The sequence below is a fragment of the Cupriavidus sp. C2SS-8b genome (assembly GCF_057073745.1).
The window spans coordinates 728238-748893 of sequence record NZ_CP172717.1 but is presented as its reverse complement, the minus strand read 5'-3'; the positions used below and the strand labels follow the sequence as shown (position 1 = coordinate 748893).

The window sequence follows — 20656 nt, the reverse complement described above, 5'->3', positions numbered from 1 at the left end:
CAACGTCAGGAGACACCCGTGACCGCCACGCCCTGCCCTATTCTGCTCACTCCCGGCCCCCTCACCACCTCGGACCGAACGCGCGAAGCCATGCTGCGCGACTGGGGCTCGTGGGACTCTGACTTCAACGCCATTACCACCCGCATTCGCCAGCGGGTGCTGGCCATCGTCCACGGCGAAGGCACGCACGAATGCGTGCCCATGCAAGGCAGTGGAACCTTTTCCGTGGAGGCCGCCATCGGCACGCTGGTGCCGCGCGACGGCCATGTGCTGGTGCCCGTGAACGGCGCGTATTGCCAGCGCATCGCCAGGATCTGCAAGACGCTTGGCCGGCGCCTGTCCACGATCGAGTATCCCGAGGACCGGCCGATGCGGGCCGCGGACATCGATCGGCTGCTGGCAGCGGACCGTTCCATTACCCACGTCGCCGTGGTCCACTGCGAAACCGGTACCGGCGTGCTCAACCCGCTCGATGAAATCGCCCAGGTCGTGGCGAAGCACGGGCGCGGATTGATCGTCGATGCGATGAGCTCGTTCGGCGCCATCGATATCGACGCCCGCACCACCCCGTTTGACGCCGTCATTGCCGCCTCGGGCAAATGCCTGGAGGGGGTGCCGGGGATGGGTTTCGTGATCGCCCGCCGCATCGCGCTGGAGCGCTGCGAAGGCAACAGCCACTCGCTCTCGCTCGACCTCTATGACCAGTGGAAATACATGGAGAGAACCACGCAGTGGCGCTTCACGCCGCCGACGCACGTGGTCGCGGCGCTGGACCAGGCGCTCCAGCAATATGTGGAAGAAGGCGGACTCCCGGCCCGCGGTGCGCGCTACGCCCGCAACTGCGAATTGCTGGTGGGCGGCATGGAGGCGCTTGGCTTGAAGCCCTACCTCGAGCGCGAGGTGCAGGCACCGATCATCGTCACGTTCCATGCGCCGGCCGATTCCCGTTACGACTTCAAGACCTTCTATCAGGCCGTGAAGCAGCGCGGCTACATCCTGTATCCGGGCAAGCTGACCGAGATCGAGACCTTCCGCGTAGGATGCATCGGCCATTTCGGCGACGCCGGCATCCCCGGCGCGGTGAAGGCTATCGGCGAAGTCCTGGCCGGGATGGGCATCGAGATCGGGCCGGCCGTTGCCGCGTGACGGTTGAGCCGGGACGATTGGAAGATCTTCGTGCCATGACATAGCAGAGCGCCGCCGGGGATTGGCCCCGGCGCACGAAGCCGGACTCTTTGTAACCTGACGGCGCGGGCAAGGTAACGGCCAGGAATGCATTGCCAGAGAACGTCGCCCCGGTGCGCGACGCTCGCAAGCCTCCTATCATAGAGAGCACCGCAGCAGCGATTCGCGGTGGACAAGCAGCACCAGTGGGTTTCACTTCGTGCCATGGACGGAGTCCGGGACTCGCAGTTGAAGCCCCCTCTCTTGGGCCCGGTCGTTCAAATCACCAATAAAGGAGTCCGTATGGCAACCTATAAAGTCGGCTACCTGATCGGAAGCCTGGCCAAGGCTTCCATCAATCGCACGCTTTCCAGGGCGCTGATCAAGCTGGCCCCGCCGGAGTTGGAATTTGCCGAGATTTCGTTCAAGGAGCTTCCGCTCTACAGCTACGACTATGACGACAACTTCCCACCGGCGGCCAAGGCATTCAAGCAGGCCATCGCGGATGTCGATGCGGTGCTGTTCATTACGCCCGAGTACAACCGCTCGATACCCGGCGGCCTCAAGAACGCCATTGACTGGGCCAGCCGTCCGTATGGGAAGAACTCCTTCACCCACAAGCCCTCGGCCGTCATTGGCACGTCCCCGGGAGCCATCGGTACCGCGGTGGCGCAGCAGCACCTGCGCGGCCTGCTGAGTTTCTGCAATTCACCGCAAATGAACGCGCCGGAAGCCTATATCCAGTTCCGGCCCGGCCTGATCACCGAGGCGGGAGAGGTCACCGATGCCTCGACGGAAGAGTTCCTGCGTCATTACATGTCAGAGTTCCATGCCTTTGTCGTCAGGGTTCTGACGGTACTGCCGAGAACCACCTAGCCCGACATTCCGGCTGGCGCAGCGGCGCGCCTTGGCAGCGGCGCGTCGCTGCAGCGCCTCATGGCTTTTTCGCGCCGTCCGTATAGGGGTCGCTCTTGCCCGTTTTCGCACCATCCGTGTACGGGTCGGCCTTGCCCATCTTCGCGGTCGGCGCCCGGCCCAAGGCTAGCCAGCCGGCCGCATGCAGCGGCCCGGCCCGGACCGCACCATCGCGTGTCGTGTCCCGGACGAGTCAGCGGGCATTGACGGTCAGGCCGCCGTCGATCGCAAGTTTGGCTCCGTTGATGTAGCGCCCAAGGTCCGAGGCGACGAACGCCGCGAGGGCGCCGATTTCCTCGACCGTGCCCCAGCGGCCGGACAGGATGCCCTTGTCGCGGCAGAAATCGCGCAGCCATTGCGCCTTGCTCTTGCCCGCCTGCGCGGCGACACCGTCCGCCCAGGCTTCGCGCCATTCGGTGCCCACCAGCCCGGGCACGATGGCATTGACGGTAATGTCCTCCTCCGCCAGGTCCGCGGCGAGGTAGCCGCTGACGTGCATCAGCGCGGCATTGTTCAGGCCGTAGGTCAGCGCGGGCATCCACGCCATGGCGCCCGAGGCGCCCGCGATATTGATGATGCGTCCGGTGCCGTCGCGCGGCACCAGCGGCAGGAATTCCCGGATCATGCGCAGCGCGCCGACCGACTTGATCTCCACCTGGTTGATCCAGTCGCCGTCGTCCCAGGTGATCTCGCGGTCCTGGCGGCGGATGGCCGCGCCAGCGTTGTTGACGAGGATGTTGGCCCGGCCGAAGTGCTCGCGCACCTGCGCGGCAGCCGCGCGCATCGACGCGGTGTCCGTCACGTCCGCTTCCACCGGCAGCGCCTGCACATGCAACTCGCCCGCGATTTCCTCCGCCGCCTGCACCAGCGCTTCGCGCCCGCGCGCGATCAGGGCAATGTTCACCCCTTCCGCCGCCAGCGCCCGTGCCACGCCCTTGCCAACGCCCTTGCTCGCACCGGTGATCACGGCCACCCGGCCTTTCAGATTCAGTTCCATGACTTGCGCTCCATCTGCCGGCAGGCGCCGGCGTCTACGAAAAATTACATTTCACTGAAATATATATTTAAATAGTTTTTGCATATCTTATGGAAAACCCTTACCGGGCCCGTAAGTGATCAGCTTGCCCACGGCATAAGTCGGGTTGTCCATGGGGCCGGGCAGGGCGCCGGCCCCGCAATGCCCGCGTACACATCACTTCCACCGTGCCGCGGAATCCGCTCGCCAGCCGATCAATATTCAAGTCTTGTTTTTATATATTTTTCTGATTAGTATAGCTTTTAAGAGCAGAGACCCAGGGCAGCCCCGCCTCGCCGGAAAGACCTGCCGGCACCGAGCCGGCCGGACATACAAGACGCAGAAAACGCAGGAGACGACAAACGTGGACACTCATCGCGCCGATGCTGCACAACGCTCGCAAGTACCAGCGGCAGAACCGCGCCATGCCGTGCATTCGATCGACCACTACGCGCTCGAGGTGCCGGACCTGGCCGTGGCCGAGCACTTCCTCGACGCGTTCGGGCTGACGGTGCTGCGCACGCCGGACTGCCTGGAGGTCTACGCCGCCGACCAGCGTCGCTGGGCCCGCTTCTATCCGGGCGAGCGCAAGCGCCTGGCCTACCTGAGCTTCAACTGCTTCGAAGACGATTTCGCGGGCATCGCGCGGCAGCTGGCCGCGAGCGACACGGCCCTGGTCGAGGACACGCGCTTCGGCGACAAGTCCGGGATCTGGTTCCTGGACCCCGACGGCAACCTGGTCCAGGTCAAGATCGGCCCGAAGACTTCACCCGACAGCAAGCCGCCCGTGCCGCTGGAAAGCGCCCCCGGCGGCCAGCGCGGCGCGGTGGTGCGCAGCCAGGTGCAGCGCGTGCAGCCGCGCCGCCTTTCGCATGTGCTGTTGTTCACGCAGGATGTCCAGCGCGCGCTGGACTTCTACCACGACGCGCTGGGTCTGCGCCTGTCGGACCGCTCCGACGACATCATCGCCTTCACGCATGCGCCCCATGGCAGCGACCATCACCTGCTGGCGCTGGTGAAGAGCTCGGCCAAGGGCTGGCATCACGCCGCATGGGACGTCGACAGCGTCAACCACGTCGGCCAGGGCGCTAGCCAGATGGCGAAAGCGGGCTACGCGCAGGGCTGGGGCACCGGGCGCCACGTGCTCGGCTCGAACTACTTCTTCTACGTGCTCGACCCGTGGGGTTCGTTCTGCGAGTACTCCGCGGATATCGACTACATCCCGTCCGGGCAGGCCTGGCCGGCGGGGAATTTTGCCGCCGAGGACTCCCTGTACCAGTGGGGGCCCGACGTCCCCGAGTACTTCGTCCGCAATACCGAAGCCTGAGCCGCGCCGCGCATGGCGCGGGCCGCGCGTCCAACCTTGCAACAATCCCCGCCGCGCATGGCGGCATCAATTCCGACTGGAGCTGGAAAATGAAATTGGCAACGTTTCTGCTGGATGGCCAGCAACGAGTGGGCCTGGTGTCCGATGAAGGCGTCTTTGCCCTGCCGCCGGCTGCCGGCAAGGATGTCGGCGCCCTCATCGACGCCGGTCTTGGTCCGCAGCAATGGCACAGTCTGATGGCGCAGGCATCGCCGGTGCCGGCCACGGCCACGCTGGCGTGGCTGCCGCCGGTGATGAACCCGCGCAAGATTCTTTGTGTCGGCCTCAACTATGCCGACCATACCAAGGAGTCCCCCTACGAGCAGCCGGACTATCCGACGCTGTTCCTGCGCGTGGCGACCAGCATGGTCGGACATGACGGCGCCATCGTGCGCCCGCTGGCCAGCGACACGCTCGACTACGAGGGCGAGCTCGCCGTGGTCATCGGCAAGGGCGGCAAGCATATTGCCCGCGAAGACGCCCTCGGCCATGTGTTCGGCTATTCCGTCTTCAACGACGGCTCGGTGCGCGAGTACCAGTTCAAATCCCCGCAATGGACGGTGGGCAAGAACTTCGACGCGACCGGCGGCTTCGGCCCCTATGTCGTGACGGCCGACGAACTGCCGCCGGGCGCCGCCGGGCTGAAGCTGGAAACGCGGCTCAATGGCAAGGTGGTCCAGTCCGCCAGCACGTCCGACATGCTGTACGACGTGGCGTCGCTGATCACGATCATCAGCGAAGCCATCACGCTCGAACCCGGCGACGTCATCGTGGCCGGCACGCCGTCCGGCATCGGCTGGGCGCGCGACCCCAGGCTGCTGATGCGCCATGGCGACGTGTGCGAAGTCAGCATCGAGCGGATCGGCACGCTGTCCAATCCGATTGCCGACGAACAGGGCCGCTGAGGCTGACTGGCATGATGACGGAGGAGACCGCCGTGAAGACGATTGAAGTACCGGTACTCGTGGTGGGCGCCGGTCCCGCAGGCCTGACCGCTACGGCCCTGCTTGCCACCTATGGCGTTCGCACGCTGACCATCACCAAGTACCCGGGCACCGCGAATTCCCCGCGTGCCCACATTACCAACCAGCGCACCATGGAGGTGTTCCGCGACCTGGGCATCGAGGATCGCGTACGGCAGCTGGCCACGCCACACGAGTTGATGAGCCATTGCATCTGGGCCACCAGCTTTGCCGGCACCGAGATTGCCCGCCTGCACGCCTGGGGCGGCTCGGAACAGCGCCAGGCCGACTATGCGCTGGCCAGCCCGTCGCAGATGTGCAATGCGCCCCAGCACCTGATGGAGCCCGAGCTCCTCGCCTGTGCGCAAGCACGCGGGGCCGAGTTCCTCTTCAACACCGAACTGACGCAGATCTCCCAGGATGCAGACCACGTCACCGCCATCCTGAAGGACCGCATCACCGGCGAAACCACCCAGGTCAAGGCGCGCTACGCCATTGGCGCGGATGGCGGCGCCAGCACCGTGGTGCCCCAGTGCGGCTTCGAGATGGAAGGCGAAATGGGGCTGGGCGCAGCGGTCAACTGCTGGCTGGAGGTCGATCTGGCCCGGTACTGCGAACAACGTCCCGGCACCCTGTACTGGATGACGCAGCCCGGCAATGACTACTGGGTCGGCAGCGGCACGTATATCTGCGTGCGGCCCTGGAACGAATGGGTGCTGCTGTTCATGTACAACCCGGCCGAAGGCGAACCCGACCTGAGCGAAGAGGCCGTGATCCGGCGCGCGCGCGCCACCATCGGCGACGACTCGCTGCCGATCAAGGTCAAGGCGGTCAGCAAGTGGCAGATCAACCACGTTGCGGCGAAGACCATGCGCAAGGGGCGCGTGTTCATTGCCGGCGATGCCGCCCACCGGCACCCTCCGGCCAACGGTCTCGGCACCAATACGTCGATCCAGGACGCCTTCAACCTGGCCTGGAAGCTCGCGCATGTCATCCGCGGCAGCGCGGACGACGCCCTGCTCGACAGCTACTCCGCCGAACGCCAGCCGGTGGCCCGGCAAGTGGTGAACCGCGCCATGCAATCTGTGCGCAATATGCTGCCGATCTCCAGGGCGCTGGGGTTCGAACCCGGCCAGAGCGAAGCGCAAGGGTGGGCGAACATCGATGAACTGTTCAGCGACACCGAACACGGCCGCAAGCGCCGGGACGACCTGCGGGACGCCGTCGAGCTGCAGAACTACCAGTTCAACTGCCACGGCGTGGAACTCGGACAGGCATACCGGTCGGCGGCGGTGGTACCGGACGGACGCCCGCACGAACCCTTCACGCGCGACCCGGAGCTGTATTACCACCCGAGCTCGGCGCCAGGCAGCGTGGTGCCCCATGCATGGCTGGAGCATCACAAGGAGCGCGTTTCCACGCTGGACCTGGTCGGCCACGGACGCTTCACGCTGCTGACCGGCGTCGGCGGGCAGGACTGGCGCGGCATCGCGGAAGGCGTCGCCAAGGAACTGGGCATCGAGATCGACGTGGTCAGCATCGGCGGCCCGAACTGCGATGCCCACGATGTCTACGGCGCCTGGCAAACCCTGCGCGACACCACGGACGCCGGCGCGGTCCTGGTGCGCCCAGACCGCTTCGTCTGCTGGCGGCGGCAGGATTGCGACGCACAGGCCGGCCATGAACTGTCGGAAGCGATGCTGCGCATCCTGGGCCACCATGCCGGCGGCGCCGACCGCCGCCAGGCGGCATAGCCACGCGGGCGCCGTGCCGGGCGCCGCGAGCCGGCGCCCGGGCCTCGTGAAAATATATAATGATGCCAACCATCTATCTTTCTACGAGCCCGCACGTGCCGACGAGATCTGCGAAGACCGCCGCCAAGACCGCCACCAGGACCGCTGCGAAGACCGCTGCGAAGACCGCCGCCAGGACCGCCGCCATGGACGCCGACGCCACCGTGCTGCCGGACCTTGGCGGCCGCACCTGGGCGTCCGTCCTGGAGCAGGCGGTCCGCGAGGACATCATCAGCGGGCGCCTGCCGGCGGGCAGCAAGCTGCGCCTGAAGGAGCTGGCCGAACACTACCAGGCTGGCGTGATCCCGCTACGCGAGGCCCTGTCCCGGCTCTGCACCACCGGCTTCGTGCTGGCCATCGACCAGAAGGGCTTCCGCGTGGCCGAGCTGTCGCCCGAGGAACTGCTCGATATCACCCGCGTGCGGCAGCAGCTCGAAAGCCAGGCACTGCGCGAGTCAATCAGGCTGGCGGACATCGCCTGGGAAAGCGAAGTGGTGGCGGCGCACCATCGCCTGACGCGCATTCCGATGGTGCTGCGCGGCGAGGGCGGTGCGATGAACCCTGAGTGGGAAGCCGCGCATGTGGCTTTTCACGATGCGTTGATCGGCGGCTGCCATTCCCCGTGGCTGCGCCGCTTTTCGGCCGTGCTGCGCGACCAGACGGCGCGCTACCGTTTCCTGTCCCTTGCCGTGCCCAAGGCCGAGCGGACCCGCGACGTGGCAGCCGAGCACGAGGCCATCGTCAGGGCCGTGGTGGCGCGAAACGCCGACCGGGCCTGCAAGCTGTTGTCCGACCATTTCCAGCAGACCACCGACCTGGTGCTGCGGTACCTTGCGCAACAGAAGGAGAAGGCAGGCGCCGCGCCGGCACGCAAGCGCAAGGCCGCGGCCGAAGCCACCGCCTGACTCTGCCTTGGCCTGACGCGGATGGCGGCCTGCGCGCGCCGCGTTCTTTCGCGCAGAACAGCGTGTTCTGCCGCTGCCTATCACACCCGGGGCGCACGCTCGCCTATCCTGCACGAGCCCCCGGCCCGCACCCTGCCGGAAAGGCGCGTCCATTTCGGGAAGCCCCCATGTCCGACTACTATCTCCTTGCCGGCCGTCTGTTCATCGCATTCATGTTCGTGCTCAGCGGCGCCAACAAGCTGCTGTTCTTCGGCCACGGACTGGACGAGGTCAAGGCGCGCAACCTGCCCTTCCCGCGCCTGGCGCTGTCCGCCACCATCATCGTCCAGCTGGTCTGCGGGCTGGCCATCATGGCCGGCTACCAGACCACGGCGGCGTCGCTGCTGCTGGCGCTGTTCACGCTCGCCACGGCCGTGATCTTCTATGATTTCTGGAACCAGCAAGGGCCCCAGCGCACGTTGATGTTCACGGGCTTCCTGGAACATGTCAGCATCATCGGCGGCTTCGCCATCCTGATGGGCGCGGGTCCCGGCAACATCGTGCTGCATCCCTGAGGACTTCCATGAATGCCAGGGCGCTACAGTCCGGCACATGGCCGGCTACACTGGCCGCGACGGCCCGTTCGTACTGGCAGGCCGACAGCGCCCGCTGGCTGCATGCCGGCAAGACCGCGCTGGCCGTGCTCATGGCCACGTGGCTGAGCATGCGGCTGGAACTGTCGTCGCCGCGCACCGCCATGGTCTCCGTGGTGATCCTGATGATGCACCAGCACAGCGGCATGGTGCTGGCACGCGGCTTCTACCGCGCGGTGGGCATGCTGGCGGGCAGCCTGGCCGCGCTCGCCCTGTTCCACGCTTTCCCGCAGGAGCGCGTGCTGTTCTTCGGCTGCCTGTCCATATGGATCGGGCTGTGCGTCGGGGGCGCGGCCTACTACCGCAACTACCAGTCGTACGGCTTTGTCCTGTCCGGCTACGCCACCTGCATTGCCGCAGTGCCGTCGATCAACAATCCCTACGGCATCTTTGACAATGTCGTGGTCAGCCTCAGCGAGGTGTCCATCGGCATCCTGTGCGCAGGGCTGGCGAGCGGCCTGGTGTTTCCGCAGCGCGTCACGGCCATGCTGCTCGGCGCGGGGCAGCGGCATGTCGCGGGCTTCATCGGCTTCATCCGCCAGGCGCTGCGCGGCGAGCAGGACCGCGACGCTCTGCAGCTGGCCCACCTGCGCCTGATGGGCGAGCGCGCCCAGCTGGAAAACCTGCGCAGCGCCACCGTCTTCGAAAGCCCGGAAATGCGTGCGAACAATGCGCTGATGATCCGGCTGAACCATGACTTCCTGGATGCGGTCGCGCGCTTCCACAGCCTCCACCAGCTGCAGGCGCGCGTCGCGCGGGTAGCGGACCATCGGGCCGGAGAAGCGCTGCAAGCGCTGTCCGGGCGCGTGCTCGACGTGCTGCCGGCGCTTGAGCCGGGTGCCGCGCTCGGCATGGAGCAGGCGCGCACCCTGCACGCCCGCCTGCAGGCCCTGCACGACGACCTGCCCGGGCACATCCTGTCGGCACGCGCCAGCCTGGCGGATGCCGCAGCCGCTACGCGCGACCGCTTCGCCGCGGGCGCGCTGGTGCTCGACGACGGCGTGGCCGACCTGCTTGACTTCACCGGCCACTATGTGGCGCTGCGCAGCCCGCGACCCGCGGACGCGCCGCCCGCCACCGCCGATCGCCCGGACAGGCTCCTGAGCTCGGCCAACCGGGCCTTTGCCATGGCGTCGGGGCTGCGCGCGGCCGTCGCCATCCTGGCCTGCTCGTGGATCTGGGTCGCCTCGGGCTGGAGCAACGGCGGTTCCGCGCTGATCTCCACGACCATCGCCATTGCGCTCTATTCGATCATGCCCAGCCCCACCACCGTAGCCCGGCACATGCTGATCGGCTGCCTGGCGGCCTGGCTCGCCGGCATGGTGTTCAACTTCTACCTGCTGCCCCGGCTTGACGGCTTCGTGCTGCTGTCCGCCTGCCTGGCGCCGTTTATCCTGGCCGGCAGCTTCCTGGGCACATTCCCGCCCACCGCCATCATCGGACTGGGCTTCGGCATCTACTTCTGCTTTCTCACCAACCTGGCCAACCCCACGGTCTACAACCCGGTGGCCTACATGGACGCCGGCCTCGCCACGCTGCTCGGCATCGGACTGGCGTCCGTGGCGTTCGCCACCATCGTGCCCGCCGGCAGCCACTGGCTGGCCGACCGCTACCTGCGGCAGCTGCTTGCGCTGGTGGCCTCGCGGGTCTGCTACGGCTCGCAGGCTGGGCTGCGCCTGACCTTCGAGAGCAATCTGCGCGACTTTATCCAGTACGCCGGCACGCGGCCGCCCACCGGCCGTGCCAGCCGGGCGGCGATGCTGAACTGGTCGTTCGCCGCGCTGGAGATCGGGCTGGCCGTGATCTACATCCGGGAAGCCGTGGCGCGCCATGTCATGCCAGGCCCGTGGCAGGCGCAGCAGGATCTGCTGCTGGCGGCCGTGGCGGCGCTGTTCCAGGCGCCGTCGCCCGATACGCTGCAACGGGCGATGGCGACGGTCGAGCAGGTAATCCGCGAGACCGCGGAGTCCGCCGACTGGGGCAGCGATGCCTCCGGCGCACTCACCGCAGGCCCGGCCCGGGTGCGCGCCCAGCTGCATGTCATCCGCCTGTCCCTGCTCGACGACGCGTTTCCGCCGCTGGAAGCTGCAGCGCAACCCGAAGGACAGGCTGCCTGAATCTTTCCCATGGTATCCGCTGCATCCACTGTCCCCCGAACCCGGTTCATCGCCTGCTGCGCAGCCGCCCTGGTACTTGCCGGCTGCGCCGACACGGGCGGCATCGCCCCCGCATCCACGCCCCTCGATGCCGCCGCGCTAGACCCCGGCGCGGCGCTGCGCGCCACCCAGCAGGACGCCGGCTGGCCCCGCCAGGCCTGGTGGGAGCACATGGGAGACGCCAGGCTGAACGCGCTGGTCACGCAATCGGTCGCCGGCAATCCGGACATGCGCATCGCCCTGGCGCGCAGCGAACTGGCCGAGGGCCTGGCCGGGGTGGCGGGTGCCGCGACCGAGCCGAACCTCAGCGCGGGCGGCGCCTTCGGCCGGACCCGCTTTCCGCGGCTGGCCACGCCGCAGCCGCTTGGCGGCCACAACACCTGGAACAACCACATCAGCGTCGACCTGTCCTACGACCTCGATCTCTGGGGCCGCAACCGCGCCGTGCTGCAAGGCGCGCTGGACGGCGTGCAGGCGGCCGCCGCCGAGGCCCGCGCCGTGCAGATCGGCCTGGAAACCTCGGTGGTGCGGGCCTACGTGGACCTGGCGCTGCAATATGCCTTGCTCGATGTCAGCCAGGCCAACCTGGCGCGGCAGCGCAACATCTACGACATCATCCGCAAGCGTGCCAGCCGCGGCCTGGCCAGCGAACTGGAGCTGAGCCAGGCGCAGACCCCGATTGCCTCGCTGGAAGCCCTGGTCCTGCAGGCGGAACGGCAGATCGCGCTGGCCAGGAACCAGATCGCCATCCTCAGCGGCCAGGGCCCCGGCGCCGGCGATTCGCTGGAGCGGCCCCGCCTGCTGCTGGACACCCCGGTTGCCGTCCCGGCGTCATTGCCGGCCGAACTCGTGGGGCACCGGCCCGACGTGGTGGCGCAGCGCTGGCGCGTGCAGGCCGCGGCGCAGGGCATCAAGGCCGCCAAGGCGGACTTCTACCCGAACATCAACCTGGTGGCGAGCGTCGGGCTGGCCTCGGCCGCGTTCGGCAATTTCTTCACCTTTGTCAGCCGCGACGCGATCGGCCACAACGTGGGCGCGGCGTTTTCGCTGCCGCTGTTCGACGGCGGCCGGCGCCGCGGCAACTACACCGTGGCCACCGCCAACTACGACGTGGCCGTGGAGACCTACAACAAGACCGTGCTTGCGGCGTTCCAGGGCGTGGCCGACCAGGTCATCTCGCTGCAGTCGCTGGGCCGCCAGCAGCAAGGCATCGAGGCCTCGCTGAAGTCCGCGCAGCGCGCCTATGACCTGGCGGAGAAAGGCTACCGCGGCGGCTTCACCGACTACCTGAACGTGCTCGCTACCGAGAACGAACTGCGGCGGCAGCAGCTGGCGCTGGCGCTGGTGCAGGCCGCGCGGCTGGACGCATGGGCGCGGCTGATGCTGGCGCTGGGCGGCGGCTTCGACGCCGCGCAGGCGCAACCCTGAGCCGAGCTGGTGCCATGCCCAGAGAAATCGCCCTGTTCTACGTGCTGATGCCATCGCTGCTGCCGGTGTTCCTGGCCTGCGGGGCGCTGTACTGGCTGCTCGACCGGCTCCTGACGCGCATCGGCGTGTATCGCCGGGTCTGGCATCCGGCGCTGTTCCGCGCCGCGCTCTTTGTCTGCCTTTTCAGCGGCATCGGCCTCCTGCTCTGGGACTGAGCGGGACCGATGCACCGAACCACGCCATGACATTCAATCTGCAATCCCTGCTCCGCATCCTGGCCACCTGCCTGGTCGCCGCCGCCGCCATTGCCCTGGGCTACAGCCTGTGGGTCCACTACATGTATTCGCCATGGACGCGCGACGGACGTGTGCGGGCCGAGGTCATCAACATTGCCGCGGACGTCTCGGGGCTGGTGGCGCGTGTCGCCGTGCGCGACAACCAGGAGGTGCATCGCGGCGACCTGCTTTTCACCATCGACCAGGAGCGCTTCCGCCAGGCCCTGGCACAGGCCGAGGCCCAGGCGCAGGCGCGCAAGGCAGAGCTCGACATGCGGCACCTGCAGGCTGTGCGGCGGCGTGGCCTGGACAGTTCGGTGGTCTCCGTCGAGAGCCGCGAAGACGTCGGCTCACAGGAAAAGCAGGCCCAGGCCAACTACCACGCCAGCCTGGCGGCGCTGGACACAGCCCGGCTCAACCTGCAGCGCAGCGAAGTGCGTTCACCGGTGGATGGGTATGTGACCAACCTGAACCTGTTCGCCGGCGACTACGTCAGCGCCGGCACCGCACGGATGGCGGTGATCGACAAGCATTCTTACTGGGTCTATGGCTACTTCGAGGAAACCAAGCTCGCCAATGTGAAGGTCGGCGCAAAGGTGGAAGTCCGCCTGATGTCCGGCGGCGACCCGCTGAAAGGACACGTGGAAAGCCTGGCGCGCGGCATTGCCGACCGCGACAACCCCACCGGCGCAGGGCTGCTCGCCGATGTGAACCCGGTGTTCACGTGGATCCGGCTGGCCCAGCGGGTGCCGGTGCGGATCCACCTGGACGAAGAGCCGGCCGGATTGCCCCTGGCCATGGGCACGACCTGCACCGTCACGGTGTTGCAGGACAAGCCGTAGCGCGGCCCCTGCGGCGGCGTGCGCCGTCCGCCGGGCCGGACTGCGCGCTTACTCGACCTTCAGTCCCGCCAGGTCCACGACCCGCCGCGTCTGCACGGTCTGGTCCTGGATATAGCGCGAGAACTGCTCGGGCGCGAAGCGCATCGGCACCATGCCCTGTGCCGCGAATTTCTTCTCGACGAAGTCGCGGTCATCAAGGATCTCGACAATGGTCGCGTTCAGCTTCGCCACCACCGGCTTGGGCACCTTGGCCGGCGCCAGCACGCCGTAGACCGCGGAGATGTTCATGTCGCGGAACCCGGCCTCGGCAAAGGTCGGCACCTCCGGCAGCGCCTGCGTACGCTTGTCCCCGCTGACGGCCAGCACCTTGAGCTAGCCGGCTTCCAGGAAACTCTGGATCGTCGGCAGCGCCGGGAACGTGAACAGCACCTGGCCGCCGACGACATCGCTGACAGCCGGCGCCGAGCCCTTGTACGGCACATGGGTCAGGTCCGCCCCGGCAAGCTTGTTGAACAGTTCGCCCATCAGGTGCGGCTGGCTGCCGTTGCCGAACGAGCCATAGCCGAGCGCGTGCGGCCGGCTCTTCGCGTAGGCGGCCAGTTCCTTCATGTTGTTGACCGGCAGGCTGCCCTGCACGGCAAGCACCAGCGGCACGTAGCCGATCGCCGCAACCGGCGCGAAGTCGCGCGAAACGTTGTACGTCAGGCCCGGCAGCACCAGCGGGTTCAGCACGAAGGTCGCGTCGTTGGTCAGCAGCAGCGTGTAGCCGTCGGCCCGTGCGCGCGCCACCAGATCGGCGCCGATGGCGGTGTTGGCACCGCTGCGGTTCTCGACGATGACCTGCTGGCCGAGCTTCTCCGTCATGCGGTGCGCCAGTTGCCTGGCGATGATGTCGGTGGTGCCGCCAGGCGCGTAGGGCACCACCAGGCGGATCGGCTGGTTGGGATAGCTCTGGGCCTGCGCGGCGCCGGCACCCGCCAGCAAGCAAAGGCTGAGCAGGGCAAAGCGCTTCCAGCGGGGCGGGCGATGCGTGGCCTGGCCCTGTCGCGCCGGCAATGGGTTGCAATGCATGGTGTCTCCTGTGTTGTTGTCGATGTGGATGTTGCGAGTGGATATTGCGAAGGCGGGATGGCGAGTCCGCTCAGGCGAACAGCCACGGCTCGCGCCGGGCCCGCTCCTGTTCGTAGCCCCGGATCGCGTCCTGGTGCTGCAAGGCGAGCGCGATGTCGTCCAGCCCGTTCAGCAGGCAGTACTTCCTGAACGGGTCGAGCGTGAAGGGAATGACCTCGCCTGCCGGGGTCGTCACGAGCTGCGCGGCCAGGTCGATGTGCAGCCGGTATCCCGGTGAAGCGGCGACCTCGGCGAACAGCCGGTCGACTGCGCCGGCGTCGAGCACGATCGGCAGCAGGCCGTTCTTCATGCAGTTGTTATGGAAGATGTCGGCAAAGCTCGGCGCAATCAGCGCGCGCAGCCCGAAGTCCTCCAGCGCCCAGGGCGCGTGTTCGCGCGACGATCCGCAGCCGAAGTTCTCGCGCGCCAGCAGCACCGAAGCGCCCTGGTAGCGCGGCTGGTTCAGCGCGAAGTCCGGGTTGCGCGGGCGCAGCGAGCAGTCCTGCCCCGGTTCGCCATGATCGAGATAGCGCCACTCGTCGAACAGGTACGGGCCGAAGCCGCTGCGCTGGATGGATTTGAGGAACTGCTTGGGCAGGATGGCGTCCGTGTCCACGTTGGCGCGGTCAAGCGGTGCCACCAGCCCGTCGAGGACGGTAAAGGGCTTCATGCTGATTTCTCCTGCTGCAGGCTGCGCACGTCGACGAAATGCCCGGCCACGGCTGCGGCCGCAGCCATCTGCGGGCTGACCAGGTGCGTGCGGCCGCCCGGCCCCTGCCGGCCTTCGAAATTCCGGTTGGAGGTGGATGCGCAGCGCTCGCCCGGGGCGAGACGGTCGTCGTTCATGCCCAGGCACATCGAGCAGCCCGGCTCGCGCCACTCGAAGCCGGCGTCGATGAAGACCTTGTCCAGGCCTTCCGCTTCCGCCTGCGACTTCACCAGCCCGGAGCCGGGCACGGCCAGCGCCTGGCGGATATTGGCCGCGACATGGCGGCCGCGCAGCACGGCGGCAGCGGCGCGCAGGTCTTCCAGCCGTGCGTTGGTGCATGAGCCGATGAAGACCTTGTCGAGCGCAATGTCGGCCACTGGCGTGCCCGGCTGCAGCCCCATATAGGCCAGCGCCTGCTCCATGCCGCGGCGCCTGACGGGATCGACCTCCTGTTGCGGGTCGGGCACGCGCCCGCCGATCGCCACCACCATCTCGGGGGAAGTGCCCCAGGTCACGTTCGGCTGGATCGACGCGGCGTCGATCTCCACCACCGCGTCGAAGGCGGCATCCGGGTCGCTGCGAAGCATGCGCCAGTAGGCGCTGGCGCGATCCCATTCCTCGCCTTGCGGCGCCTGCGGGCGATGGGCGAGGTAGGCCAACGTGGTGTCGTCCACAGCTACCATGCCGGTACGCGCGCCCGCCTCGATGGCCATATTGCACACCGTCATGCGCGCTTCCATGCTCAGGCCGCGGATGGTGCTGCCGGCAAACTCGATCACGTGTCCGGTCGCGCCGGCCGTGCCGATGCGGCCGATCAGCGCCAGCGCGATGTCCTTGGCCGCGACGCCGGCCGGCAACTCGCCATCCACCCGCACCAGCATCGAGCGCGGCTTCTTCATCCACAGGCACTGCGCGCCAAGCACCTGCTCGACCTCCGACGTGCCGATGCCGAAGGCAAAGGCCGCGAACGCGCCGTGAGTGGACGTGTGCGAGTCGCCGCAGGCGATGGTCATGCCGGGCAGCGTCGCGCCGCGCTCGGGGCCGACCACGTGCAGGATGCCCTGGCGCGGATCGTTCATGCCGAAATTGACGATGCCAGCCTCCGCGCAGTTGCGGTCGAGCGCATCGACCTGGATGCGGCTGACCGGGTCGGCAATGCCCGCCGCCCGATCGGTGGTCGGCACGTTATGGTCCGCGGTGGCCAGCACCGATGCCGCGCGCCACACCTTGCGGCCATGCAGCCGCAGTCCTTCGAACGCCTGCGGACTGGTCACCTCATTGACGAGGTGCCGGTCGATATAGATCAGCGACGGCCCATCGGCCTGCTCGTGGATCACGTGGCTGGCCCACAGCTTGTCGAGCAGGCTGGCCGGTTGATTGGCTTGCACCATGCTGCTTGTCTCCTCTTGAAATCGTCATTGGCCGGCGCCAACAGCCGGCGCCGGAAAGAGCTGGGTTCGCTTGCCGGCCTTGAGCACCTGTCCGGCGACATCGTGGCCCACCACCTCCGGCAATACTCGTGCGACGCCCAGCAGCCGGTCCAGGTCGACACCGGTCGGGATGCCGGACGACTCGAGCATGTGCACCAGGTCTTCGGTGCAGATGTTGCCGGTCGCGCCCGGCGCGAACGGGCAGCCGCCCAGCCCGCCCAGCGAGGCATCGAAGCTGGTCGCGCCGGCGGCCAGCCCGGCCAGCACATTGGCCAGCCCCATGCCGCGCGTGTTGTGGAAATGCAGGGTCAGCGGCACGCCGGGGAACCACTCGCGGAACGCCGACACCAGCTCGCCGACCTGGCGCGGATCGGCCATGCCGGTGGTATCGGCCAGCGTGATCGCGTGCATGCCCATGGCCAGGTACTGCTCGGCGGCCCAGCGCACGCGCGCCGGCGCAATATCGCCTTCGAACGGGCAGCCGAACGACGTGGCGACGCAACCGCTCACGGCCATGCCGGTGCCGCGCACCAGGTCCATCACGCCGCGGAACTGCGCCAGCGACTGCTCGCAGGTCATGCGCATATTGGCGCGGTTGTGGGTTTCGCTGGCGGACATCACCAGGTTGATTTCGTCCAGTCCGCACTCCAACGCGCGCTCGCCGCCGCGCGCGTTGGGCACCAGCGCGACGTACGTCACGTCGTCGTGGCGGCGGATCTGCTTCGCGACCGCCTCGGCATCGCGCAGGTTCGGGATGGCCTTGGGCGAGACAAACGATGTGATCTCGATCTTGGCCAGACCCGTCGCCGACAATGCATCGATCAGCGCGATCTTCTGCTCGGTCGGCACGAACTGCGGCTCGATCTGGAAGCCGTCCCGTACCGATACCTCGTTGATGAACACCCGTTGCGGGGCCTCTGCAAACCACATGGTGATCTCCTCTTGAATGGCCGCGTGTCAGACCACGCCTGATTCGCGCAGCGCCTGGAAGTCCTTGCCGGCGATGCCGATCGAGGCCAGGACTTCCTCGGTATGGGCGCCCAGTCCGGGGCCAACCCAGCGGGTCTGGCCCGGCGTTTCGCTCAGGCGCGGCACGATGCCCGGCAGCGAGACGGCTTCGCCGTCAGGCAAGGTGTGGCTCTCGATCATGTCGCGCGCCTGGTAGTGCGGATCGGCGCAGATGTCCTCCGCGGTATAGATGCGTCCGCAGGGAACGGCGGCGGCTTCGAGCACGTCGAGCACTTCGTCCAGGCTGCGTTCGCGGGTCCACGCGGTGATGGCGTCGTCGAGCATGGCGTTGTGCGCGACGCGCCCGTCGTTGTGGGCCAGGCGCGGATCCTGTCCCAGATCCACGCGTCCGATCGCCGTCATGAAGCGGCGGAAAATGGCGTCGCCGTTGCCGGCGATGATCACATAATGGCCGTCCTGGCACGGATAGGTGTTGGACGGCGAGATGCCCGGCAGGCTTGCGCCGGAGCGCTCGCGCACATGGCCGAACATGGCGTACTCGGGCACCAGGCTTTCCATCACCGCGAACACCGATTCGTACAGCGCCACGTCGATGAACTGCCCTTCCCCGCCATTGGCGCGCAGGTGGTGCATGGCCAGCAGGGCGCCGATCACGCCATAGAGCGAAGCCAGCGTGTCGCCGATGCTTACGCCCGAACGTACCGGCGGGCGGTCCGGATAGCCGGACACATAGCGCAGCCCGCCCATCGACTCCGCAATCGCGGCAAAGCCCGGGCGGTCCTTGTAGGGCCCGGTCTGCCCGTAGCCCGACACCCGCACCATGACCAGCGCAGGATTGACGGCGCGCAGGTCTTCCCAGCCCAGGCCCCATTTCTCGAGCGTGCCGGGACGGAAGTTCTCGACCACGATATCGGCCTCGGCGACCAGCTTGCGCACAATGTCTTGCCCCGCCGGCGAACGCAGGTCCAGCGTGACGGACTTCTTGTTGCGGCTCTGGCTGTACCACCACAGCGAGGTGCCGTCATGCAGCTTGCGCCATTTGCGCAGCGGGTCGCCGTCCTGCGGCGGTTCGATCTTCAGCACTTCGGCGCCGAACTGCGCCAGCAGACCAGCCGCATACGGGCCGGCGATCAGTGATCCGAGCTCGATCACGCGAACCCCTTCGAGCGGCAATGGCCGCGCGGTGCCGGGCGTGCTGCCGGACATTGTTTCAGCCTGGGTCATTCTGCTACCTCACACATTTTGTCTCGTTCATCAAAACGGGGCATTCGTCCAAGTGCGGATAAAATGCCGCCATGACATCGACCGACCAGCCCCGCCCCCGCACCAGTGAAGAGCCGCCGTCCCGGCTCGACGAGGGCCATCGTGACTACGTGGCGGCCCTGGCGCGCGGCCTGGCCGTGATCCAGGCGTTCACCGAAGGCTCGCCTGAAATGACGCTCAGCGAAGTCGCCCAGGCCACCGGCATGAGCCCAGCCACGGCCCGCCGCGCGCTGCTGACGCTGCAATCGCTCGGCTACGTCGGCGCCAACGGCCGGCGCTTCCTGCTGCTGCCCAAGGTGCTGTCGCTGGGCGCGGCCTATCTCAGCTCCATGAACCTGCGCGACGTCGTCCAGCCGTTCCTGCAGGAGGTGGCCGACCGCTTCCGCGACTCGGTCTCGCTGGCGATCCTCGATGGCGACAGCGTGGTCTACCTCGCGCACGTGCCGAGCAGCCGCCGCATCGTGTTCCGGGCCTCCGTCGGCTACCGCCTGCCCGTGCACTGCACCTCGCTCGGCCTCGCCCTGCTGGCCCACGCGCCGCAGGCGCAGCAGGATGCAGTGCTGGCCCGGGCGCCCTTCCAGAAGTACACCCCGATGACGCTGAGCGAAGCCGAGCCGTTGCGCACCGCACTGGAGCAGGTGCGCGAACAAGGCTATGCGCTGCAGGAAAGCCAGCTGGAGATCGGCGTGCTGTCGGTTGCGGTGCCGGTGCGGGACGCATCCCGCCGCGTGATCGCAGCGATCAATTGCTCCACCGAATCCGGGCGCGCCAGCTCGCAGGACCTGCTGTCCGAGCGGCTGCCGGCACTGCGCCAGGCCGCTGCCATGATCGAATCCGCACTGGTGCGCGCGCCGGCGCTGGCGCATTCGATCACCGCTGCCGGCTAGACGGCGGGCTCCAGCGCAATATCCAGCGTCACCAGCTGATGGCCATCGCGCTCCGGATGCGCGATGACTTCCACGATATGTTCCGCAATGGTCGAGAAGATGCAGTCGACCGGATTGGCGGGATCGCCAGCGAAGTAGATCTGCGAGGTCAGGGTCTGGTACCCGGGGTGCGCCACGCGGTAGTGGATGTGCGGCGCGCGCTGGCGGTTGCGGCCCAGCTGCGCCATCAGCATGCCCACCGCGGTATCTTCGCGGCCGATGATGTAGCCGCCCGGGCGCACCGTGAATACCTTGAACCCGCCTTGCGCGTCGCAGCGCAGCTTGCCGCGCAGGTTGTCCTCGGACTGCGAGTCGTCTTCGTTCTCATAGCGGCCGTACTGGTTGGGCTGCCAGACGATAAGCTGGGCGCCGGGCAGTACGCGGCCGCTCACCGCGTCCCTCACCTGGCCCCGCAGCTCCATCCGCTGGCCGGGTTCGTCTTCGGTGGCAAGCTGGCAAGGATTCGGGCCTTCGGCAACGCCATCCTTCGGGAAGGGCCCGGTCACGTTCTGCGCGGTCGCGTCGCTGCCGGTGCGCGCAAGGTCGAGCGAACGCATCGTCAGTCCCATCATGTCGCAGAGCATGATCAGCTCGTCATCGCGGGCCACGTGCCCGAGCCAGCCGGCGATGCGGTAAAGCTGCTCGTCGGTCAGCCGCAGCTCGTCGAGCATCGCGTGGAAATGGCGCAGCGCAATCGCGAACTTCGCCTGCAGGGCCGGATCGGCGCCGTCGGCATCGGCGCACATCGCTTCGAGTGCGCGGGTCAGTGTGGGGTTGTTGGCTTGGTCCATCTTGG

At 67.6% G+C, this 20656-nt stretch carries 18 protein-coding genes and 1 pseudogene; 12 read left to right on the top strand and 7 right to left on the bottom strand.

Going from position 1 to position 20656, the window contains the following annotated elements:
* Positions 1 to 18 precede the first annotated feature (18 nt).
* Both ACIGJB_RS20350 and ACIGJB_RS20345 read left to right on the top strand, forming a co-directional pair.
* On the top strand, positions 19 to 1146 hold the full coding sequence (locus tag ACIGJB_RS20350; protein WP_483734098.1) for a 2-aminoethylphosphonate--pyruvate transaminase: 1128 nt from the start codon (positions 19 to 21) through the stop codon (positions 1144 to 1146).
* A gap of 321 nt (positions 1147 to 1467) precedes the next feature.
* On the top strand, positions 1468 to 2040 hold the full coding sequence (locus ACIGJB_RS20345; protein ID WP_483734097.1) for an NADPH-dependent FMN reductase: 573 nt from the start codon (positions 1468 to 1470) through the stop codon (positions 2038 to 2040).
* A gap of 232 nt (positions 2041 to 2272) precedes the next feature.
* Here ACIGJB_RS20345 and ACIGJB_RS20340 read toward each other — a convergent pair whose 3' ends face one another.
* Positions 2273 to 3076 carry an SDR family NAD(P)-dependent oxidoreductase gene (locus ACIGJB_RS20340; protein ID WP_483734096.1) on the bottom strand — a complete coding sequence of 268 codons (804 nt, stop codon included), beginning with the start codon at positions 3074 to 3076 and terminating at the stop codon, positions 2273 to 2275.
* A 382-nt stretch (positions 3077 to 3458) separates the two neighbouring features.
* Between ACIGJB_RS20340 and ACIGJB_RS20335 the strand changes: the two genes are divergently transcribed.
* The 9 genes from ACIGJB_RS20335 (at position 3459) to ACIGJB_RS20295 (ending at position 13453) form a co-directional block, all read left to right on the top strand.
* On the top strand, positions 3459 to 4421 hold the full coding sequence (locus ACIGJB_RS20335; protein WP_483734095.1) for a VOC family protein: 963 nt from the start codon (positions 3459 to 3461) through the stop codon (positions 4419 to 4421).
* An 89-nt stretch (positions 4422 to 4510) separates the two neighbouring features.
* Positions 4511 to 5365: a fumarylacetoacetate hydrolase family protein gene (locus tag ACIGJB_RS20330; protein ID WP_483734094.1), complete on the top strand. Its 855-nt coding sequence runs from the start codon at positions 4511 to 4513 to the stop codon at positions 5363 to 5365.
* A 32-nt stretch (positions 5366 to 5397) separates the two neighbouring features.
* The gene (locus ACIGJB_RS20325) at positions 5398 to 7176 is read left to right on the top strand and encodes an FAD-dependent oxidoreductase (protein ID WP_483734093.1); all 1779 of its coding nucleotides are present in this window, start codon (positions 5398 to 5400) and stop codon (positions 7174 to 7176) included.
* Between the two features lie 185 nt (positions 7177 to 7361).
* Complete coding sequence (locus tag ACIGJB_RS20320) at positions 7362 to 8120, top strand: GntR family transcriptional regulator (RefSeq protein WP_483734736.1); 759 nt, start codon at positions 7362 to 7364, stop codon at positions 8118 to 8120.
* A gap of 167 nt (positions 8121 to 8287) precedes the next feature.
* On the top strand, positions 8288 to 8674 hold the full coding sequence (locus tag ACIGJB_RS20315) for a DoxX family protein (protein ID WP_483734092.1): 387 nt from the start codon (positions 8288 to 8290) through the stop codon (positions 8672 to 8674).
* 8 nt (positions 8675 to 8682) lie between these two features.
* Complete coding sequence (locus ACIGJB_RS20310) at positions 8683 to 10869, top strand: FUSC family protein (RefSeq protein WP_483734091.1); 2187 nt, start codon at positions 8683 to 8685, stop codon at positions 10867 to 10869.
* 9 nt (positions 10870 to 10878) lie between these two features.
* Complete coding sequence (locus tag ACIGJB_RS20305; RefSeq protein WP_483734090.1) at positions 10879 to 12336, top strand: efflux transporter outer membrane subunit; 1458 nt, start codon at positions 10879 to 10881, stop codon at positions 12334 to 12336.
* A gap of 14 nt (positions 12337 to 12350) precedes the next feature.
* Complete coding sequence (locus ACIGJB_RS20300) at positions 12351 to 12551, top strand: DUF1656 domain-containing protein (RefSeq protein WP_483734089.1); 201 nt, start codon at positions 12351 to 12353, stop codon at positions 12549 to 12551.
* Positions 12552 to 12577: 26 nt separating this feature from the next.
* Positions 12578 to 13453: an efflux RND transporter periplasmic adaptor subunit gene (locus tag ACIGJB_RS20295; RefSeq protein ID WP_483734088.1), complete on the top strand. Its 876-nt coding sequence runs from the start codon at positions 12578 to 12580 to the stop codon at positions 13451 to 13453.
* Between the two features lie 48 nt (positions 13454 to 13501).
* Here ACIGJB_RS20295 and ACIGJB_RS20290 read toward each other — a convergent pair.
* From ACIGJB_RS20290 to ACIGJB_RS20270, 5 genes and pseudogenes are all read right to left on the bottom strand, one after another.
* A pseudogene (locus ACIGJB_RS20290) lies at positions 13502 to 14524 on the bottom strand (Bug family tripartite tricarboxylate transporter substrate binding protein).
* A 70-nt stretch (positions 14525 to 14594) separates the two neighbouring features.
* Positions 14595 to 15233, bottom strand: coding sequence for a 3-isopropylmalate dehydratase small subunit (gene leuD, locus ACIGJB_RS20285; protein ID WP_483734087.1), 639 nt, complete (start codon positions 15231 to 15233; stop codon positions 14595 to 14597).
* Complete coding sequence (gene leuC, locus ACIGJB_RS20280; protein WP_483734086.1) at positions 15230 to 16663, bottom strand: 3-isopropylmalate dehydratase large subunit; 1434 nt, start codon at positions 16661 to 16663, stop codon at positions 15230 to 15232. Before leuC ends, leuD begins: the two co-directional genes overlap by 4 nt.
* Before the next feature lie 24 nt (positions 16664 to 16687).
* Positions 16688 to 17632: a hydroxymethylglutaryl-CoA lyase gene (locus ACIGJB_RS20275; RefSeq protein ID WP_483734085.1), complete on the bottom strand. Its 945-nt coding sequence runs from the start codon at positions 17630 to 17632 to the stop codon at positions 16688 to 16690.
* Between the two features lie 27 nt (positions 17633 to 17659).
* Positions 17660 to 18895: a CaiB/BaiF CoA transferase family protein gene (locus ACIGJB_RS20270; protein WP_483734084.1), complete on the bottom strand. Its 1236-nt coding sequence runs from the start codon at positions 18893 to 18895 to the stop codon at positions 17660 to 17662.
* A gap of 71 nt (positions 18896 to 18966) precedes the next feature.
* Here ACIGJB_RS20270 and ACIGJB_RS20265 point away from each other — a divergent pair, with 71 nt between their 5' ends.
* Positions 18967 to 19821 (top strand): IclR family transcriptional regulator domain-containing protein, encoded by an 855-nt coding sequence (locus ACIGJB_RS20265; protein WP_483734083.1) that lies wholly within the window; start codon positions 18967 to 18969, stop codon positions 19819 to 19821.
* Here the strand turns inward: ACIGJB_RS20265 and ACIGJB_RS20260 are convergent.
* Entirely contained in the window at positions 19818 to 20651 is an 834-nt protein-coding gene (locus ACIGJB_RS20260; RefSeq protein ID WP_483734082.1) for a dioxygenase family protein, read from the bottom strand. The genes ACIGJB_RS20265 and ACIGJB_RS20260 overlap by 4 nt on opposite strands.
* Between the last annotated feature and the right edge of the window lie 5 nt (positions 20652 to 20656).

What these genes read in the sequence shown, in the direction of transcription:
- ACIGJB_RS20300 (WP_483734089.1), top strand. Translation starts at nt 12,351, where the DNA reads ATGCCCAGAGAAATCGCCCTGTTCTACGTGCTGATGCCATCGCTGCTG.
- ACIGJB_RS20295 (WP_483734088.1), top strand. Translation starts at nt 12,578, where the DNA reads ATGACATTCAATCTGCAATCCCTGCTCCGCATCCTGGCCACCTGCCTG.
- ACIGJB_RS20310 (WP_483734091.1), top strand. Translation starts at nt 8,683, where the DNA reads ATGAATGCCAGGGCGCTACAGTCCGGCACATGGCCGGCTACACTGGCC.
- ACIGJB_RS20320 (WP_483734736.1), top strand. Translation starts at nt 7,362, where the DNA reads ATGGACGCCGACGCCACCGTGCTGCCGGACCTTGGCGGCCGCACCTGG.
- ACIGJB_RS20265 (WP_483734083.1), top strand. Translation starts at nt 18,967, where the DNA reads ATGACATCGACCGACCAGCCCCGCCCCCGCACCAGTGAAGAGCCGCCG.
- ACIGJB_RS20260 (WP_483734082.1), bottom strand. Translation starts at nt 20,651, where the DNA reads ATGGACCAAGCCAACAACCCCACACTGACCCGCGCACTCGAAGCGATG.
- ACIGJB_RS20340 (WP_483734096.1), bottom strand. Translation starts at nt 3,076, where the DNA reads ATGGAACTGAATCTGAAAGGCCGGGTGGCCGTGATCACCGGTGCGAGC.
- leuC (WP_483734086.1), bottom strand. Translation starts at nt 16,663, where the DNA reads ATGGTGCAAGCCAATCAACCGGCCAGCCTGCTCGACAAGCTGTGGGCC.
- ACIGJB_RS20330 (WP_483734094.1), top strand. Translation starts at nt 4,511, where the DNA reads ATGAAATTGGCAACGTTTCTGCTGGATGGCCAGCAACGAGTGGGCCTG.
- ACIGJB_RS20270 (WP_483734084.1), bottom strand. Translation starts at nt 18,895, where the DNA reads ATGACCCAGGCTGAAACAATGTCCGGCAGCACGCCCGGCACCGCGCGG.
- ACIGJB_RS20305 (WP_483734090.1), top strand. Translation starts at nt 10,879, where the DNA reads ATGGTATCCGCTGCATCCACTGTCCCCCGAACCCGGTTCATCGCCTGC.
- ACIGJB_RS20275 (WP_483734085.1), bottom strand. Translation starts at nt 17,632, where the DNA reads ATGTGGTTTGCAGAGGCCCCGCAACGGGTGTTCATCAACGAGGTATCG.
- ACIGJB_RS20315 (WP_483734092.1), top strand. Translation starts at nt 8,288, where the DNA reads ATGTCCGACTACTATCTCCTTGCCGGCCGTCTGTTCATCGCATTCATG.
- leuD (WP_483734087.1), bottom strand. Translation starts at nt 15,233, where the DNA reads ATGAAGCCCTTTACCGTCCTCGACGGGCTGGTGGCACCGCTTGACCGC.
- ACIGJB_RS20345 (WP_483734097.1), top strand. Translation starts at nt 1,468, where the DNA reads ATGGCAACCTATAAAGTCGGCTACCTGATCGGAAGCCTGGCCAAGGCT.